We start from the raw sequence: 16583 nt of genomic DNA on the forward strand, positions 1-16583 counted from the left end.
CTGCCGGAGCGCTCTGAGTCACCCCGTCACTCTACGCAGCGGCCGGTGCGTCCGCCCCCGGTTCGGATCACTTGCCCTCCACGGGCCAGCAGGTCGGGTCGCCCTTGCACCACAGGGTCCGGGTGACGGTGACCGTGACGGTGGGCTGCCCGCCGGTGGGGCGATAGGTGACGGGCGGCCGGTACGTCGGCCCGGTCGTGGCGTCGCAGTCGCCGAGCCCGCTGACCCGGAACACCTGCCGGCCGCCGACCCGGGCGGTCAGGTCCCCGCGCACGCAGGCGCCGTCGACGGCCCTGGTCACCCTGCCCGTGACGGTGATCTTCCGGCCGTCCTCGGTCTTCCCCTGGCAGTCGACGGAGACGACGGTGGTCTCGGTCGGCGAGGGGGACCTCCCCGGCGTGTAGCCGCCCTTGCCGTAGTTGCCGGTGCAGGTGAGCCAACTGATGTCCACGTGACGGCGCTTGAGTTCGTCGGTGGCGGTCTTGTCGGTGGTGTACGCCACCGCGGCCGAGCTGAGGTCACCCGGCTGACACGCCGTCACCACGCCCACCGTCACCATCGCGAGTCCCGCCACGGCCAGTGCGCGCGTGGCTCGTGGCCGCTGTCCGATTCGTCTCGAAGCCCCCATGCAGGGCAGCGTGCCACCGGTGCGGGCGGTGCGGAAGACCGCTTACGGCCACTCACCCGTTCGGGCGCGCGCCCGTGGGGCGGCCTTGGGGCGGCCGTGGCGTCCGGGCCGACGTAGGCTGACCCGATGGGCGGGAGAGGCAGACTCAGACGACTGGCCGGGCCGGACGGGGAGTCGTGGTGGTGGCGGGTCGGGCACCGGCACCGGGCCGACGGCGCCCCCTGCCAGGAGACGCTGGTGCTGTACCGGGACGGCCGGACCGACCGGCCCGCCGCCCGGCTCGTCTTCCGGGGCGGCCCGGGACGGGTGGCGGGCAGCGAGGCGTACAGCCACTCCGGGCTCGTGAGCGACGAGCACGGGAACACGGCCAATCTCCACCTGCCGTCCGTCGTACGGGCGTTCGTGGACGTGGTGCGGGCACGGGAGACGGCCGGCGGCGAGGCGCACTGCGGCGAGATGGACGGCTGGCCGCTGCTCCCGGCGGCCGTCAGGTACGCAGCAGCAGCCACTCCTGGAGCTCCACCATGTTCCCCTCCGGGTCCTTGAGGTGGGCCACCCGCATGCGGTCCGTCATGGGGGCGGGCCCGTGCAGGACGGTCGCGCCGCGGGAGCCGATCTCCTCGCAGTAGGCGTCCAGGTCGTCGACGCGCAGGACGACCAGGGAGCGGTGGCCCGTGGCGGCGCCGCCCAGTTCGGGAAGGACGCCGGCCATCATGGCGCGGTCCTGGAGCGCGATCCCGGCCGAGCCGGCGTGCGGGCTGAACTTCTCGTACGGGCCCTCGGCCGCTCCGGACTGCGGGGTGAGGCCGAGGACCTCGGCGTAGAACCGGTAGCAGGCCGGGAAGTCGGTGACGAGGAGCCGTATCTGGGCGAGTTCCATCGTGTCCCTCGGGGTCAGGACCAGCGGCCGGTGCGGCCCAGGAGCAGGGCCGCGGCGGCGGTGCCGGCGGTGGACGTGCGCAGGACGGAGGGGCCGAGCACGTAGGCGCGGGCACCCGCCTCCTCGAAGAGGGCCAACTCGTCGCGGGAGACTCCGCCTTCGGGCCCGACCACCAGCACGATCTCGCCCCGGTCGGGGAGTTCGGCGGTGGCCAGCGGCGCGCTGCCGTGCGCGAAGTCGGAGTGCAGCACGGCGGCGAAGTCGGCCCCGGCGAGGAGCGCGGCGACCTGCTTGGTGGTGGCCGCGTCCGCGATCTCGGGGAAGCGGACCCGGCGGGACTGCTTGCCGGCCTCCCGGGCGGTGGCCCGCCACTTGCCGAGGGCCTTCAGCCCGCGGTCGCCCCGCCACTGGGTGACGCAGCGGGCCGCCTGCCAGGGCACGACGGCGTCGACGCCGACCTCCGTCATGGTCTCGACGGCGACCTCACCGCGGTCTCCCTTGGGCAGGGCCTGCACGACGGTGATGCGCGGTGCGGGCTCCGGCTCCTCGGTGACGGCGCCCAGGCGGACGATCAGCCGGTCCTTGCCCTCGGTGCCGATCACCTCGCACACGGCGTGGCGTCCGGCGCCGTCCGTGAGGACGACCTCCTCGCCCGCCTCGAGGCGCTTGACCGAGACCGCGTGGCGGCCCTCGGGCCCGTCCAGGACGTAGCGGTGACCGTCCGCGTCGAAGTGCTCGACGACGAAGACCGGTGCCGTCATCGCCCCTCACCTCCCGCGCCGGCCGGGCCCGACAACGCTGTCCGGGCCGCGGTGAGTTCGGCCGTCAGCACCCGCACGAGTTCACCGGCGGGCAGCTCGCGGGCCATCCGGTGGCCCTGGCCGGCCCACAGCGCCATGCCCTGGGCGTCTCCCGCCTTGGCCGCGGCCTTGCGCAGCGGCGAGGTCAGGTGGTGGACCTCGGGGTACGCGGCGGGGGCGTACGGGCCGTGCTCGCGCAGGAAGCGGTTGACCAGGGCGCGCGCCGGGCGGCCGGAGAAGGCCCGGGTCAGCTCGGTACGCGTGAACAGCGGGTTGGTCAGCGCCTGCCTGTGCGGGGCGGGCGCGCCGGACTCGTGGGTGGCGACGAACGCGGTGCCGAGCTGGGCCGCGCTCGCGCCCGCGGCGAGGACGGCGGCGATCTGGGCGCCGCGCATGATGCCGCCGGCCGCGACGACCGGGATGCGCACGGTCTCGCGGACCTGCGCGAGAAGCGAGAGCAGCCCGATGCCGGAGCCGTCGTTCTCCGCGAGGTCCCGGTGGGTGCCCTGGTGGCCGCCGGCCTCGACACCCTGCGCGATCACCGCGTCCGCACCCGCCCGCTCGACGGCGAGGGCCTCCTCGGCGGTGGTGGCGGTGACCAGGGTGAGGGTGCCGGCCCGGCGCAGCGAGTCGAGGACGTCCCCGCCGGGCACACCGAAGTGGAAGGAGACCACCGGGACCGGGTTGTCGAGGAGGACGGCGAGCTTGGCGTCGTAGCCGTCGTCGCGTCCGCTGTCGGGGTCGCCCAGCTCGGTCTCGTACCAGGCGGCCTCGCCGGCCAGCTGGTGCGCGTAGACCTCCACCGCGCCCGACTCCGCGTACTCGGGCTGGGGCATGAAGAGGTTCACGCCGAACGGGCGGGACGTGAGCCCGCGCAGCTGCTTGATCTCCTGGTACATGCCGTCGGCGGTCTTGTACCCGGCGGCGAGGAAGCCGAGACCGCCCGCCTCGGACACGGCGGCCGCGAGCTGCGGGACGGAGACACCGCCCGCCATGGGGGCCTGCACGATCGGAAGTGGGAAGAGATCGGTCAGTGCGGAGGACATGAGCGCATGTTGTCACGTCCTTGAAACAAGTCCGAATCCGGGCGTCCGGCGGCATAGGCCAGTGGCACAGGGGGTCCGGGCGCCCCGTGCGCACCGCCGCCGACGGCGGTGCGGGCCGTGGACCGGGCGGCGGTCCGGACCGGGTCCGGACCGCCCTGCCGGCCGGCGTCAGCGCCCGTTGAAGGCGTCCTTCAGCCGTGAGAACAGGCCCTGCTGGCCCGGCTGGAACTGACCCTGGGGCCGCTCCTCGCCGCGCAGCTTCGACAGCTCGCGCAGCAGCCGCTCCTGCTCGGGGTCGAGCTTGGTCGGCGTGGTGACCTCGACGTGCACGATCAGGTCGCCCCGGCCGCCGCCGCGCAGGTGCGTGACGCCCCGGTTGTGCAGCGGGATCGACTGGCCGGACTGGGTGCCGGGCCGGATGTCGACCTCCTCCATCCCGTCCAGGGTCTCCAGCGGCACCTTGGTGCCGAGGGCCGCCGCGGTCATCGGGATGGTGACCGTGCAGTGCAGGTCGTCGCCGCGCCGCTGGAAGGTCGAGTGCGGCAGCTCGTGGATCTCGACGTAGAGGTCGCCGGCCGGACCGCCGCCGGGGCCGACCTCGCCCTCGCCGGCGAGCTGGATCCGGGTGCCGTTGTCGACACCGGCCGGGATCTTCACCGTCAGGGTGCGGCGGGAGCGGATCCGGCCGTCGCCCGCGCACTCCGGGCAGGGGGTCGGCACGACCGTGCCGAAGCCCTGGCACTGGGGGCAGGGGCGGGAGGTCATGACCTGGCCGAGGAAGGACCGGGTCACCTGGGAGACCTCGCCGCGGCCGCGGCACATGTCACAGGTCTGGGCGCTGGTGCCGGGCGCCGCGCCCTCGCCGTTGCAGGTGTTGCAGACGATCGCGGTGTCGACCTGGATGTCCTTGGTCGTCCCGAAGGCCGCCTCGTCCAGCTCGACCTCGATGCGGATCATCGCGTCCTGGCCGCGCCGGGTGCGTGAGCGCGGTCCGCGCTGCGACGCCGTGCCGAAGAACGCGTCCATGATGTCGGAGAAGTTGCCGAAGCCGCCGGCGCCGAAGCCGCCCGCGCCCGCGCCGCCCGCCTGGGAGAGCGGGTCGCCGCCGAGGTCGTAGACCTGCTTCTTCTGCGGGTCCGACAGCACCTCGTAGGCGGCGTTGATCTCCTTGAACCGCTCCTGGGTCTTCGGATCGGGGTTGACGTCCGGGTGCAGCTCGCGCGCGAGCCGACGGAACGCCTTCTTGATCTCATCCTGCGACGCGTCGCGGCGCACGCCGAGAACGGCGTAGTAGTCCGTGGCCACTTACGACTCCGCCAGGATCTGTCCGACGTACCGTGCCACTGCGCGTACCGCTCCCATCGTTCCCGGATAGTCCATGCGGGTCGGTCCGACCACGCCGAGCTTGGCAACCGCCTCGCCGCCCGAACCGTAGCCGACCGACACCACGGAGGTGGAGTTGAGTCCCTCATGGGCGTTCTCGTGCCCGATGCGCACCATCACGCCCGGATCCTTCGCCTCGCCCAGGAGCTTGAGGAGCACGACCTGCTCCTCAAGAGCCTCCAGGACGGGCCGGATCGTGAGGGGGAAGTCATGTCCGAAACGGGTGAGATTGGCGGTACCGCCGATCATCAACCGCTCCTCGTTCTCCTCCACCAGTGTCTCCAGCAGAGTGGAGAGCACGGTGGAGACCGTACCGCGATCCTCGGCCTCGAAGCCCTCGGGGAGGTCCTCGACCAGGCGCGGCACATCGCTGAACCGGCGGCCGGCGACCCGGCTGTTCAGCCGGGCCCTGAGGTCGGCCAGGGACGCGTCGCCGAACGGCGCCGGGCAGTCGACCATCCGCTGCTCGACCCGGCCGGTGTCCGTGATCAGCACGAGCATCACCCGCGCGGGCGCGAGTGAGAGCAGCTCCACGTGCCGGACGGTGGACCGGGTCAGGGACGGGTACTGCACGACGGCGACCTGCCGGGTGAGCTGCGCGAGCAGCCGCACCGTGCGGGCCACGACGTCGTCGAGGTCGACGGCGCCCTCGAGGAAGTTCTGGATGGCCCGGCGCTCGGGCCCGGTCATCGGCTTGACGCCCGCGAGCTTGTCCACGAACAGCCGGTAGCCCTTGTCGGTGGGGATGCGCCCGGCGCTGGTGTGCGGCTGAGCGATGTAGCCCTCGTCCTCCAGGGCCGCCATGTCGTTGCGCACCGTCGCCGGGGAGACGCCGAGGTTGTGCCGTTCGGTGAGCGCCTTGGAGCCCACCGGCTCCTCGGTGCCCACGTAGTCCTGGACGATGGCGCGCAGCACCTTGAGCCTGCGTTCACTCAGCATCCGCGCACACCTCCAGCATGTCGTCCCCTGGGACCTTCGAGTGGTCCATCTGGCACTCTGCGTGTCCGAGTGCCAGCGTTCCCCGGCCCAGTGTACGGCCGTGGGGTACTCACTGGGCAAGGTCGGTCCTGCCGTGCGGGGTCGTAGCGCTAGCGTCGCGGTATGACGGTGACTTGGGAAGAGCTGGGATGGGAGCGGCTGGCCGATGGGATCGGCAGGTGCCGGCTGCCCGGCTGGGACTGCACCGCGGGCCTGGTGATCGGGCACGGCACGGCGCTGGTGGTGGACGCCGGGTCGAGCCTGGCCGAGGGCGCCCGGCTGCGGGAGTGCGCCGAGCGGCTGGCGGGCCGGCGTGTGACCCATCTCGCGCTGACCCACCCCCATTTCGACCACGTCTTCGGCACGGCCGCGTTCGCCGGGGCCGACGTGTACGCGGCGGTGGGGGCGGAGGCGGTGTTCACCGGCGGGCGCGAGGAGCTGCGTCTGGACGCGGTCCGCCACGGCCTGCCGGCGGACGACGCGGAGGAGGCGGTGGACACGCTGGCGGCGGGCGCACCCCGGCATCCGGTCTCCGGCGAGCTGACGCTGGACCTCGGGGACGGCCGGCAGGCGCTGCTGGCCAACGTGGGGCCCGGGCACACCGCGCACGACCTGGCGGTGCTCGTCCCCGGCTCGCCCGAGGTGGTGTTCTGCGGCGACCTGGTCGAGGAGTCCGGCACACCGCAGGCGGGCCCGGACGCCGTGCCGTCGCGGTGGCCGGCCGCGCTCGACCGGCTGCTGGGGCTGGGCGGCGAGGACGCGCTGTACGTGCCCGGTCACGGTGCGGTGGTGGACGCCGGGTTCGTACGGCGGCAGCGCGACGAGCTGGCGGCGCGTTTCGGCGTGTCGTGAGCCTGGGGCGGCGGCTTCTCCTATCGTCACTCGAATGCGCCAGTACTCCGCCGACCTGACCCCGCCGTGGAAGAAGCCCAAGCCCGTCCCGGAGGTCGCGGCGGAGCCGGGTCTGGTGGTGGAGGAGGCCGGTACCGGGTTCTGCGGCGCAGTGATCCGCTGCGAGGCGGGCACGGTGACGCTGGAGGACCGCTTCGGCAAGCACCGGGTGTTCCCGCTGGAGCCGCGCGGCTTCCTGCTGGAGGGCCGGGCGGTCACCCTCGTACGGCCGGCCGCCGCTCCCCCGCGGCCCACCCGGACGGCGTCCGGTTCGGTGGCGGTCCCGGGGGCCCGGGCCCGCGTGGCCCGCGCCGGCCGCATCTACGTCGAGGGCCGGCACGACGCCGAGCTGGTCGAGCGGGTGTGGGGCGACGACCTGCGCATCGAGGGCGTGGTCGTGGAGTACCTGGAGGGCGTGGACGACCTGCCGGGAATCGTGGCGGAGTTCGCGCCGGGGCCCGACGCCCGGCTCGGCGTCCTGGTGGACCACCTGGTGCCGGGCACCAAGGAGTGGCGGATCGCCGAGGCCGTGACGAGCGAGCACGCGCTGGTGGTCGGCCACCCCTACATCGACGTCTGGGAGGCGGTGAAGCCGTCCTCCGTGGGCATCCCCGGCTGGCCCCGGGTGCCCCGCGGCCAGGACTGGAAGACGGGCGTGTGCCGGGCCCTGGGCTGGCCCGAGAACACGGGCGCGGCCTGGCAGCGCATCCTGTCCGGCGTGCGCTCCTACAAGGACCTGGAGCCGGAACTCCTGGGCCGCGTGGAGGAGCTGATCGACTTCGTCACGGCCGGCGGTGGGGCTTGACGCCCTTGTAGGTGCCGAAGCCGGTGGTGTCGAGTTCCACGCCGAGGGGCTCCAGCGGCAGCGGCGCACCGAACTTGACGATCCGCTGCGCCTGGTAGTCGGCGTCGTCTCCCCCACCGGTGGGCTCGGTGAGCAGGACGCAGTGCGCCACGATCGGGTCGACGATCAGACAGGCGGGTACCTGGCCGGCGGCGTAGATGGAGCGCTTGACACCGTAGTCGCGGTCGACGCTGGTCCTGGACACCACCTCGACCACCATCGTGACCAGCTGGGACGGCACCAGACGCCCGGAGTCCGGGACCGCCGCGCGCTCCAGCACCACCAGGTCCGGCACCGGCTCGCTGGCCTCGCCGGCGATGTCCACGTCGGTCGTCTGGAGCCGCTCCCACCGTGCGGGCGGGATCTGGTCCTGCACGTTCGTCACGATCCGGTTGTGGACCAGATCGGGAGCGGCCATCATCACGATTTCCCCCCGCAGAAGCTCGACCTTGACGCCCTCGGGAGGCTCGAACTCCTCGAAGAACCTGGCCATCCCACGCTCATCCACAGCGGTCATCTCCGTGGCCCTCCACATCCGCCGCGTACTTTTGACGGCAGCCCAGGAACCAGGTTAGGGATCGAACCGGTGTCTCGCCGCGATTCACCCGCCGGAGTGATCAGCCGCGGTCGGTCGTGTTCAGTCCACCAGGTCCCGCACCACCGCGTCCGCCAGCAGGCGGCCGCGCAGGGTCAGGGCGGCGCGGCCCTCGGTGTAGGGGGTCTGCTGGAGGAGGCCGTCGGTCAGGGCGCGGCGGGCGGCCTCGCGGCCGGCCTCCTTGAGCAGGGAGAGCGGGACGCCCTCGCTCAGCCGCAGTTCCAGCAGGATCCGCTCGACCCGGCGGTCCTCGTCGGAGAGCAGTTCGCGGCCCGCGCCCGGGGAGCGGCCCGAGGCCAGGGCAGCCGCGTAGGCGCCCGGGTGCTTGACGTTCCACCAGCGCACGCCGCCCACGTGCGAGTGGGCCCCGGGGCCCGCGCCCCACCAGTCCGCGCCCCGCCAGTACAGCTCGTTGTGCAGGCAGCGCCCGGCCTCGGAGGTGGCCCAGTTGGAGACCTCGTACCAGTCGAAGCCCGCCGCCGACAGGGTCTCCTCGGCGATCAGGTAGCGGTCGGCGTGCACGTCGTCGTCCGTCATCGGGACCTCGCCCCGGCGGATGCGGCGGGCCAGCCGGGTGCCCTCCTCGACGATGAGGGCGTAGGCGCTGACGTGGTCCGGTCCCGCGCCGATGGCCGCGTCCAGGGACGCCCGCCAGTCGTCGTCGGACTCGCCGGGGGTGCCGTAGATCAGGTCGAGGTTGACGTGCTCGAAGCCCGCCGCCCGCGCCTCCGCCACGCACGCCTCGGGGCGGCCGGGGGTGTGGGTGCGGTCCAGGACGCTCAGCACGTGCCGCCGGGCGCTCTGCATGCCGAAGGAGATCCGGTTGAAGCCGCCCTCCCGCAGCGTGGCGAGGTAGGCCGGGTCCACCGACTCCGGGTTCGCCTCCGTGGTGATCTCGGCGTCCGGCGCCAGGCCGAACTCGTCGCGCACGGCGGCCAGCATCCGGACGAGGTCGTCGGCGGCCAGCAGCGTCGGCGTGCCGCCGCCGACGAAGACCGTGCGGATCTCGCGCGGGTCGTCGCCGAGCACCTTGCGGGCGAGCCGGACCTCGTCGGTCAGGGTGTCCGCGTAGTTGTCCCGGGAGGCCAGCACCCCGCCCGTGCCGCGCAGCTCGGACGCGGTGTACGTGTTGAAGTCGCAGTAGCCGCAGCGGGTGGCGCAGTACGGGACGTGCAGGTAGAAGCCGAGGGGGCGCTCGGCGGCCCCGGCGAGCGCGGCGGCGGGCAGCGCGCCGTCGGCGGGGACGGGCTCGCCGTCGGGAAGTGCGGAAGGCATGTCCCCCATTGTCCCGTACGGCGGCGGTCACCCGGCCTGGAGCACCAGCAGGGCCAGATCGTCCTCGGGCAGGCCGCCGCCGAACTCGTGCACCAGGCGGCGGATCCTTTCCGCGATCAGCTCGGCGCTCAGCCCCGCGCAGCCGGACAGGGCCCGCGCCAGCCCGTCGCCGTCGTCGAACTGGCGGGAGCCGGAGCGGCGCTCGGTGACGCCGTCGGTGACGCACAGCAGGCTGTCGCCGGGCCCGAGCTCGACGGTCTCGCTGGTGTACGTCTCGTCCTCCACCACGCCGAGCAGGGTCTGCGGGCGGGCGGCCGTGCACACCTCGCCGTCGGGGCGCAGGAGCAGCGGCAGCGGGTGTCCGGCGGAGGCGAGCGTGCAGCGGACCCCTCCGTCGTGCGGGGTCAGCTCGCCGTAGAGGAGCGACAGGAAGCGGGTCTGCGGGCCGTCCCCGGCGACCAGGGGACGGGCGCCGGCGGCGACGAGCGCGCGGGCGGCCGCGTCGGCGGCCTCGGTGGCGTCGTCCAGCAGGAGCTGGTTGAGCCGGTCGAGGACGTCGGCGACCCGGTAGCCCTCGCGGGCCAGCAGCCGCAGCCAGGGGCGGGCGAGGCCGATCACGACCGCAGCCTCGGGGCCCTTCCCCTGCACGTCGCCCACCGCGAAGCACCAGCGGCCGTCGCCCGCTGGGAACAGGTCGTAGAAGTCGCCGCTCGGGCCGCCCTGGTCGCGGGGCTCGTAGACGAGCGCGCTGCTCACCCCGGGGATCTCGGCGACCGCGCCGGGCAGCAGGCCGCGCTGCAGGACGGCGCTGATGGTGGCCTGCCGGGCGTACTGGCGGGCCGCTCCGATGGCGAGGGCCACCCGGCGCCCGAGGTCCTCCACCAGGCCGGTGACCTCGTCCGGGAAGCGCTCGAGGGCACAGCGCCCGATCACCAGCGTGCCCAGCGGGCGGCCGCCCGCGATGAGCCGGTAGGAGAGCGCCGTGCCGTGGGCGCCCCGCGGGCCGAGCGCCTCGCCGGGCCACGGGTAGGGCTCGGGACCGGACCTGAGGCCCTCCCGGGGGCACGGCGGTTCCTTCTCCAGGGCGCGGGCCAGTTCCTCGGCGCGGTCCTCGCTGGCGTGCCAGACCCGGGCGGGCGCGTTGCCATCGCCGCCGCGCACGGTCGCCTCGTCCTCCAGCCACACCGCGCACCAGTCGGCCAGCCGGGGCACGATGAGCTGGCCGGTGAGGGCCGTGACCAGGCTCTCGTCCAGCTGCCCGGCCAGCAGGTCGGATGCCTCGGCGAGGAAGGTCAGCGCGCCCCGGCCCAGCCAGTCCCGGCCGTCCGCGGTGCCGTACGGGCGGGGGGCGAGAGCCTCGGCGGTCTCCAGGGCGGGCGCGGCGGCCGGCGGGCGGGGGCGCGCCCGGCCGCCGGCGGGCAGCCGGGCCCACACCGTCTTGGCGTCGGTGCGGTAGGTGACGCCCCAGGACTCGGCGAGTGCGGCGACCAGGCGCAGCCCGCGCCCGTGCCCGGACGCCTCGGACGGCGGCTCGCCGACGGGGTCGCGCGGGGCGCGGGCCGGGTGCTGGTCGTCGACCTCCACGACGAACGCGCCGGTCTCCTCCAGGCGCCAGTCGACCACCACCTCGGTGCCCGCGTGCAGGACGGCGTTGGTGACGAGTTCGCTGACGACGGCCATGGCGTCCTCGGCCAGCCGGGCGGCGGACGCGGGCTCGGTCAGGCCCTGGTCGGCCCACTCGGCGAACGCGGCGCGCAGCAGGGCACGGGCGGAGCCGGGCGCGAGGGGGCTGCCGGGCAGGGTGGCGCGCCCCCGGGCGCGCGCGCACGCGCCGGGGTGCGCGGGCGCGTCACAGGCCCGGGAGCCGGTCTCCCGCTGCGTCGGTATCGCAGCCATGTCCATGCGGCCAGGGTGACAGAAAGACCCGGGTCCTAAGCGGTGAGTTACCGAAGTGGACAGCCGCCCGTGAGAACTGTGCTAGGGAGATGCCCGAAGGCGGTCGGAAATCGAGCCTTTCCCTCTGTTTCGGGCGTGCGCCGGTCCCGGAGGGCCGGACGCCCTCCGGGACCGGGCGGCCGGCTCAGGCCTCCCGCGTGCCCGCGTACATCTCGTCGATCAGGCCCTTGTACTCCCGCTCGACCACCGGCCGCTTCAGCTTCAGGCTCGGCGTGATCTCGCCGTGCTCCACGTCCAGGTCGCGCGGCAGCAGCCGGAACTTCTTGATGGTCTGCCAGCGCTGCAGGCCCTCGTTGAGCTCCTTGACGTACCCGTCGACCATCTCGACGGTCTGCGGCGCGGCGACGACCTCGGCGTAGGACCTGCCCTCGAGGCCGTTGTCCTTGGCCCACTGCAGGATGGAGGGCTCGTCGAGCGCGATGAGGGCGGTGCAGTAGTTCCGGTCGGCGCCGTGCACCAGGATGTTGGAGACGTAGGGGCACACCGCCTTGAACTGGCCCTCGACCTCGGCGGGGGCGACGTACTTGCCGCCGGAGGTCTTGATGAGGTCCTTCTTGCGGTCGGTGATGCGCAGGTAGCCGTCGGGCGACAGCTCGCCGATGTCACCGGTGTGGAACCAGCCGTCCGACTCCAGCACCTCGGCGGTCTTCTCCGGCTGCTGGTGGTAGCCGTCCATGATGCCGGGGCCGCGCAGCAGGATCTCGCCGTCGTCGGCGATGCGGACCTCGGTGCCGGGCAGCGGCTTGCCGACCGTGCCGGTCCGGTACGCCTCGCCCGGGTTGACGAAGGAGGCCGCGGAGGACTCGGTGAGGCCGTAGCCCTCCAGGATGTGGATGCCGGCGCCGGCGAAGAAGTAGCCGATCTCGGGCGCGAGCGCGGAGGCGCCGGAGACACAGGCGCGCAGCCGGCCGCCGAAGGCCTCGCGGAGCTTGGCGTAGACGAGGGCGTCGGCCACCTTGTGCTTGGCGGCGAGCCCGAACGGGGCCGTGGCGGTGCCGGTGCGGCGGAAGTTGTCCTGGGTGACCTTGGCGTACTCGCGGGCGACCTCGGCGGCCCACTGGAAGATCCGGTACTTGGCCGCGCCGCCCTCGCGGGCCTTGGCCGCGACGCCGTTGTAGACCTTCTCGAAGATCCGCGGCACGGCCGCCATGTACGTCGGCTGCACCACCGGCAGGTTCTCGATGATCTTGTCGACGCGGCCGTCGACGGCCGTGACGTGGCCGACCTCGATCTGGCCCGAGGTGAGCACCTTGCCGAAGACGTGCGCGAGCGGCAGCCACAGGTACTGCACGTCGTCCACGGTGACCAGGCCGGTCGCCGCGATGGCCTTCGCCATGTACGACCAGTTGTCGTGCGGGAGCCTGACGCCCTTGGGGCGGCCGGTGGTGCCGGAGGTGTAGATGAGGGTCGCGAGCTGGTCCCTGGTGATCGCGCCGACCCGCTCCTTGATCAGCTGCGGGTGCTTCTCCAGGTAGGCGGTGCCGCGCTGCTCCAGTTCGGTGAGCGTGGTCACCCAGTCGTCCGTCTCGACGCCGGCGGAGTCGATGACGACGACCTTGGTCAGGGCGGGCAGCTCGGCGCGCTTCTCCACCGCCTTGGCGGCCTGGGCCGCGTCCTCGGCGATCAGCACCCGGCTCTCGGAGTCGGCGAGGATGAACGCCGACTCGTCGGCGTTGGTCTGCGGGTAGATGGTCGTGGTGGCGCCGCCCGCGCACATGATGCCGAGGTCGGCGAGGATCCACTCGACGCGGGTGGAGGACGCCAGCGCCACCCGCTGCTCCGGCCCGAGGCCCAGTTCGATGAGCCCGGCCGCGATCGCGTACACCCGCTGCGCCGCCTCGCCCCAGCTCAGCGACTTCCAGTCGTCGGGGCCCTGCCCGGTGGACGGCAAGGGGTAGCGGTAGGCCTCGGCGTCCGGTGTGGCCGCCACGCGCTCGAGGAAGAGGGCCGCGACGGACGGCGGACGGTTCTCGATCAAGGTCTGTGTGTCGCTCACGACATCCTCCGGGGCCCGCGACAGTGCGGCTGGCTCGGTGCGGCTGGGGTTGACTCACGGTGGGGTTCGCGCGCTTGTTTAACTCGCGAGTAACTACTGAGCAGGGGATCAGAGTAAGGCGCGACCGCCCGCTGCGTAAGGGGCATCGGCCTGTCACTTTCCACGCAGAGCGACGCTACGCACGCACAGGGGCCCGCCGCACTTTCGTACGACGAGCCCCCGGATGCCCGGAATGCGGACACGACCCGTTGTTACCCCTGGTTACTTCTTGCTCTTGGCCGACCCCGCGCTGTCATCGCTGGAGAGCACCGCGATGAAGGCCTCCTGCGGAACCTCCACGGAACCCACCATCTTCATCCGCTTCTTGCCTTCCTTCTGCTTCTCCAGCAGCTTCCGCTTACGGGAGATGTCACCGCCGTAGCACTTGGCGAGGACGTCCTTGCGGATGGCGCGGATGGTCTCACGGGCGATCACCCGGGAGCCGATGGCGGCCTGGACCGGCACCTCGAAGGCCTGCCGCGGGATGAGTTCCTTCAGCTTGGCCACGAGCCGCACACCGTAGGCGTACGCCTGGTCCTTGTGGGTGATCGCCGAGAAGGCGTCGACCTTGTCGCCGTGCAGCAGGATGTCGACCTTGACCAGGCTCGACGTCTGCTCGCCGGTGGGCTCGTAGTCCAGCGAGGCGTAGCCGCGGGTCTTGGACTTCAGCTGGTCGAAGAAGTCGAACACGATCTCCGCGAGCGGGAGGGTGTAGCGGATCTCGACCCGGTCCTCGGAGAGGTAGTCCATGCCGAGCAGGGTGCCGCGCCGGGTCTGGCACAGCTCCATGATCGAGCCGATGAACTCGGTCGGCGCCAGGATGGTGGCGCGCACGACCGGCTCGTACACCTCGTCGATCTTGCCCTCGGGGAACTCGCTGGGGTTGGTGACCGTGTGCTCGGTCCCGTCCTCCATGACCACGCGGTAGACCACGTTCGGCGCGGTCGCGATCAGGTCGAGGCCGAACTCGCGCTCCAGCCGCTCCCGGATCACGTCCAGGTGCAGCAGGCCGAGGAAGCCGACGCGGAAGCCGAAGCCCAGGGCCGCGGACGTCTCCGGCTCGTAGACCAGCGCGGCGTCGTTGAGCTGGAGCTTGTCGAGGGCCTCGCGCAGCTCCGGGTAGTCGGAGCCGTCCAGCGGGTACAGACCCGAGAAGACCATCGGCTTCGGGTCCTTGTAACCGCCGAGCGCCTCGGTGGCGCCCTTGGCCTGGCTGGTGACGGTGTCACCGACCTTCGACTGGCGGACGTCCTTCACGCCGGTGATGAGGTAGCCCACCTCACCGACCCCGAGCCCGTCGGCCGGCAGCATCTCGGGCGAGGTGACACCGATCTCCAGCAGCTCGTGCGTGGCGCCCGTCGACATCATGCGGATGCGCTCGCGCCTGTTGAGCTGGCCGTCGATGACACGCACGTACGTCACGACACCGCGGTAGGAGTCGTAGACCGAGTCGAAGATCATCGCGCGCGCGGGCGCGTCGGCGACGCCGACCGGCGGCGGGATCTCCTTGACGACCTTGTTCAGCAGCGCGTCGACGCCGAGACCGGTCTTCGCGGAGACCTTGAGCACGTCCTCCGGGTCACAGCCGACCAGGTTCGCCAGCTCCTCGGCGAACTTCTCCGGCTGCGCGGCCGGCAGGTCGATCTTGTTCAGCACGGGGATGATCGTGAGGTCGTTCTCCATCGCCAGGTAGAGGTTGGCGAGGGTCTGCGCCTCGATGCCCTGGGCGGCGTCGACGAGGAGGATGGTCCCCTCGCAGGCGGCCAGCGACCGCGAGACCTCGTAGGTGAAGTCGACGTGCCCCGGGGTGTCGATCATGTTGAGGATGTGGGCCGTGCCCTGGTCGGGGCCCTCGGTCGGGGCCCAGGGCAGACGCACCGCCTGGGACTTGATCGTGATGCCGCGCTCGCGCTCGATGTCCATACGGTCGAGGTACTGAGCACGCATCTGCCGCTGCTCGACCACACCGGTCAGCTGGAGCATCCGGTCGGCGAGCGTGGACTTGCCGTGGTCGATGTGCGCGATGATGCAGAAATTGCGGATCAGAGCCGGGTCGGTACGGCTCGGCTCGGGCACATGGTTAGGGGTCGCGGGCACGCAGGGTCCTGTCTCTTGAGGCGCCTTATGCCTCGGGTCGGATCGATACGTAGTCTCCATGGTCCCACGCGGCGGGACCGGGGACCGTTTTGGGCCGCTCGCAGGGCCACTGGTACTGTAGATGGCTGTGCCTCATGCCCTCTCGGCGCGAGGCACGTCAGAGAAATTTTGGATCACCGGTACGGGACCCGAGCGGCCCCGTTCCTGAACCTGAAAAGGCTCCTTCGTGGCGAACATCAAGTCCCAGATCAAGCGGATCAAGACCAACGAGAAGGCTCGGCAGCGCAACAAGGCCGTCAAGTCCTCCCTGAAGACCGCGATCCGCAAGGCCCGCGAGGCCGCTGCCGCGGGTGACGTCGAGAAGGCCACCGAGCTGCAGCGCGTTGCCGCGCGTGCGCTCGACAAGGCCGTCTCCAAGGGCGTCATCCACAAGAACCAGGCCGCCAACAAGAAGTCGGCGCTTGCTTCCAAGGTCGTCGCGCTCAAGGGCTGAGACCCTTACTGATCTGACCGCCGGAAGGACCCAGAGCGGGCCCTCTCTCATCCGCTCCCGACCGGCACCCCAGGATCCGCGCGCGGCCTGCGTTCGCCACGCGGGCGCGGATCCGGCAGCTTGATCCGAAGGCCCCGGCACCCTCCCTTCCCCAGGGCGGACACCGGGGCCTTCGGCATGCCCGCACCGGGGCTCAGGCCCAGAAGTCGTCGTTCTCGCCGAGGTCCGGTACGCACTCGTCGATGTCGGTGATCTTGTCCCCGACGATCCGCAGGACCAGGCAGCCGTCCTCGTGGTGACGCCTGCCCGCGCGCTCCGCGGTGATGTGGTGCAGCGCGACCGCGTGCCCCCGGCCGTCGACGAACACACCGCGCAGGTCCGCGCGGAAGCTGCCGCCGGTCTCCTGGAAGAGCCGCTCGTACATGCCGATGACCGCGTCCTGCCCCTTGAAGTCCCCGGACAGCGGGTGCCGGCCGGGGACATGGTGCGTGACGTCGGCCGTCATCAGCCCGCGCAGGGCGTCCATGTCGACGCGGAGGAAGGCGTCGTACCCCTTGCGGACGAGGGTCGCGTGCGGGTGTTCAGCCATGGCGATCGCCACCTTTCCACGCGTCGGCGAGGTGGGGCTGACAGCTCCGATTCTCCTCGCCGGCCCGCGCGCGGCGACTGGATCACCGCGCCG

At 72.4% G+C, this 16583-nt stretch carries 15 protein-coding genes; 3 read left to right on the forward strand and 12 right to left on the reverse strand.

Going from position 1 to position 16583, the window contains the following annotated elements; all coding sequences use genetic code 11:
• Positions 1–67 precede the first annotated feature (67 nt).
• The 6 genes from B446_RS13135 to hrcA form a co-directional block, all read right to left on the reverse strand.
• Positions 68–628, reverse strand: coding sequence for a hypothetical protein (locus B446_RS13135; protein WP_193384455.1), 561 nt, complete (start codon positions 626–628; stop codon positions 68–70).
• A gap of 487 nt (positions 629–1115) precedes the next feature.
• Complete coding sequence (locus B446_RS13140; RefSeq protein WP_020939929.1) at positions 1116–1508, reverse strand: VOC family protein; 393 nt, start codon at positions 1506–1508, stop codon at positions 1116–1118.
• A 14-nt stretch (positions 1509–1522) separates the two neighbouring features.
• Complete coding sequence (locus B446_RS13145) at positions 1523–2269, reverse strand: 16S rRNA (uracil(1498)-N(3))-methyltransferase (protein WP_020939930.1); 747 nt, start codon at positions 2267–2269, stop codon at positions 1523–1525.
• On the reverse strand, positions 2266–3354 hold the full coding sequence (locus B446_RS13150) for a nitronate monooxygenase (RefSeq protein WP_020939931.1): 1089 nt from the start codon (positions 3352–3354) through the stop codon (positions 2266–2268). The genes B446_RS13145 and B446_RS13150 overlap by 4 nt, the downstream gene beginning before the upstream one ends.
• A gap of 168 nt (positions 3355–3522) precedes the next feature.
• Complete coding sequence (gene dnaJ / locus B446_RS13155) at positions 3523–4659, reverse strand: molecular chaperone DnaJ (RefSeq protein WP_020939932.1); 1137 nt, start codon at positions 4657–4659, stop codon at positions 3523–3525.
• A complete protein-coding gene (hrcA, locus tag B446_RS13160) occupies positions 4660–5676 on the reverse strand; it encodes a heat-inducible transcriptional repressor HrcA (RefSeq protein WP_020939933.1) in 1017 nt (338 codons plus the stop codon). It abuts the gene before it with no gap.
• 162 nt (positions 5677–5838) lie between these two features.
• On the opposite strand from hrcA, the gene B446_RS13165 reads away from it, so the two are divergent.
• A complete protein-coding gene (locus B446_RS13165) occupies positions 5839–6567 on the forward strand; it encodes an MBL fold metallo-hydrolase (protein ID WP_020939934.1) in 729 nt (242 codons plus the stop codon).
• A gap of 34 nt (positions 6568–6601) precedes the next feature.
• Complete coding sequence (locus B446_RS13170) at positions 6602–7411, forward strand: DUF3097 domain-containing protein (protein ID WP_020939935.1); 810 nt, start codon at positions 6602–6604, stop codon at positions 7409–7411.
• Here B446_RS13170 and B446_RS13175 read toward each other — a convergent pair.
• The 5 genes from B446_RS13175 to lepA form a co-directional block, all read right to left on the reverse strand.
• A complete protein-coding gene (locus B446_RS13175) occupies positions 7389–7967 on the reverse strand; it encodes a Uma2 family endonuclease (RefSeq protein ID WP_078614696.1) in 579 nt (192 codons plus the stop codon). The genes B446_RS13170 and B446_RS13175 overlap by 23 nt on opposite strands.
• A 120-nt stretch (positions 7968–8087) precedes the next feature.
• Positions 8088–9320, reverse strand: a complete 1233-nt coding sequence (gene hemW, locus B446_RS13180) for a radical SAM family heme chaperone HemW (RefSeq protein ID WP_020939937.1) — start codon at positions 9318–9320, stop codon at positions 8088–8090.
• 27 nt (positions 9321–9347) lie between these two features.
• A complete protein-coding gene (locus B446_RS13185; protein WP_020939938.1) occupies positions 9348–11216 on the reverse strand; it encodes a SpoIIE family protein phosphatase in 1869 nt (622 codons plus the stop codon).
• A gap of 184 nt (positions 11217–11400) precedes the next feature.
• Positions 11401–13272, reverse strand: a complete 1872-nt coding sequence (locus B446_RS13190) for an AMP-dependent synthetase/ligase (RefSeq protein WP_020939939.1) — start codon at positions 13270–13272, stop codon at positions 11401–11403.
• 261 nt (positions 13273–13533) lie between these two features.
• Complete coding sequence (gene lepA, locus B446_RS13195) at positions 13534–15408, reverse strand: translation elongation factor 4 (protein WP_020939940.1); 1875 nt, start codon at positions 15406–15408, stop codon at positions 13534–13536.
• A gap of 226 nt (positions 15409–15634) precedes the next feature.
• Between lepA and rpsT the strand changes: the two genes are divergently transcribed.
• Positions 15635–15901 carry a 30S ribosomal protein S20 gene (rpsT, locus tag B446_RS13200; RefSeq protein ID WP_020939941.1) on the forward strand — a complete coding sequence of 89 codons (267 nt, stop codon included), beginning with the start codon at positions 15635–15637 and terminating at the stop codon, positions 15899–15901.
• Between the two features lie 193 nt (positions 15902–16094).
• On the opposite strand, the gene B446_RS13205 is transcribed toward rpsT, so the two are convergent.
• A complete protein-coding gene (locus tag B446_RS13205) occupies positions 16095–16490 on the reverse strand; it encodes a nuclear transport factor 2 family protein (protein WP_043478175.1) in 396 nt (131 codons plus the stop codon).
• Between the last annotated feature and the right edge of the window lie 93 nt (positions 16491–16583).

Origin of the sequence: Streptomyces collinus Tu 365 (assembly GCF_000444875.1) — a bacterium.
In the GTDB taxonomy this organism is placed as follows: Bacteria; Actinomycetota; Actinomycetes; order Streptomycetales; family Streptomycetaceae; genus Streptomyces; species Streptomyces collinus_A.

Excerpts from the sequence above, each read along its gene's own strand:
- B446_RS13135 (WP_193384455.1), bottom strand. The coding sequence starts at position 628 with ATGGGGGCTTCGAGACGAATCGGACAGCGGCCACGAGCCACGCGCGCA.
- B446_RS13140 (WP_020939929.1), bottom strand. The coding sequence starts at position 1,508 with ATGGAACTCGCCCAGATACGGCTCCTCGTCACCGACTTCCCGGCCTGC.
- B446_RS13145 (WP_020939930.1), bottom strand. The coding sequence starts at position 2,269 with ATGACGGCACCGGTCTTCGTCGTCGAGCACTTCGACGCGGACGGTCAC.
- B446_RS13150 (WP_020939931.1), bottom strand. The coding sequence starts at position 3,354 with ATGTCCTCCGCACTGACCGATCTCTTCCCACTTCCGATCGTGCAGGCC.
- hrcA (WP_020939933.1), bottom strand. The coding sequence starts at position 5,676 with ATGCTGAGTGAACGCAGGCTCAAGGTGCTGCGCGCCATCGTCCAGGAC.
- B446_RS13165 (WP_020939934.1), top strand. The coding sequence starts at position 5,839 with ATGACGGTGACTTGGGAAGAGCTGGGATGGGAGCGGCTGGCCGATGGG.
- B446_RS13170 (WP_020939935.1), top strand. The coding sequence starts at position 6,602 with ATGCGCCAGTACTCCGCCGACCTGACCCCGCCGTGGAAGAAGCCCAAG.
- B446_RS13175 (WP_078614696.1), bottom strand. The coding sequence starts at position 7,967 with ATGACCGCTGTGGATGAGCGTGGGATGGCCAGGTTCTTCGAGGAGTTC.
- hemW (WP_020939937.1), bottom strand. The coding sequence starts at position 9,320 with ATGCCTTCCGCACTTCCCGACGGCGAGCCCGTCCCCGCCGACGGCGCG.
- B446_RS13185 (WP_020939938.1), bottom strand. The coding sequence starts at position 11,216 with ATGGCTGCGATACCGACGCAGCGGGAGACCGGCTCCCGGGCCTGTGAC.
- B446_RS13205 (WP_043478175.1), bottom strand. The coding sequence starts at position 16,490 with ATGGCTGAACACCCGCACGCGACCCTCGTCCGCAAGGGGTACGACGCC.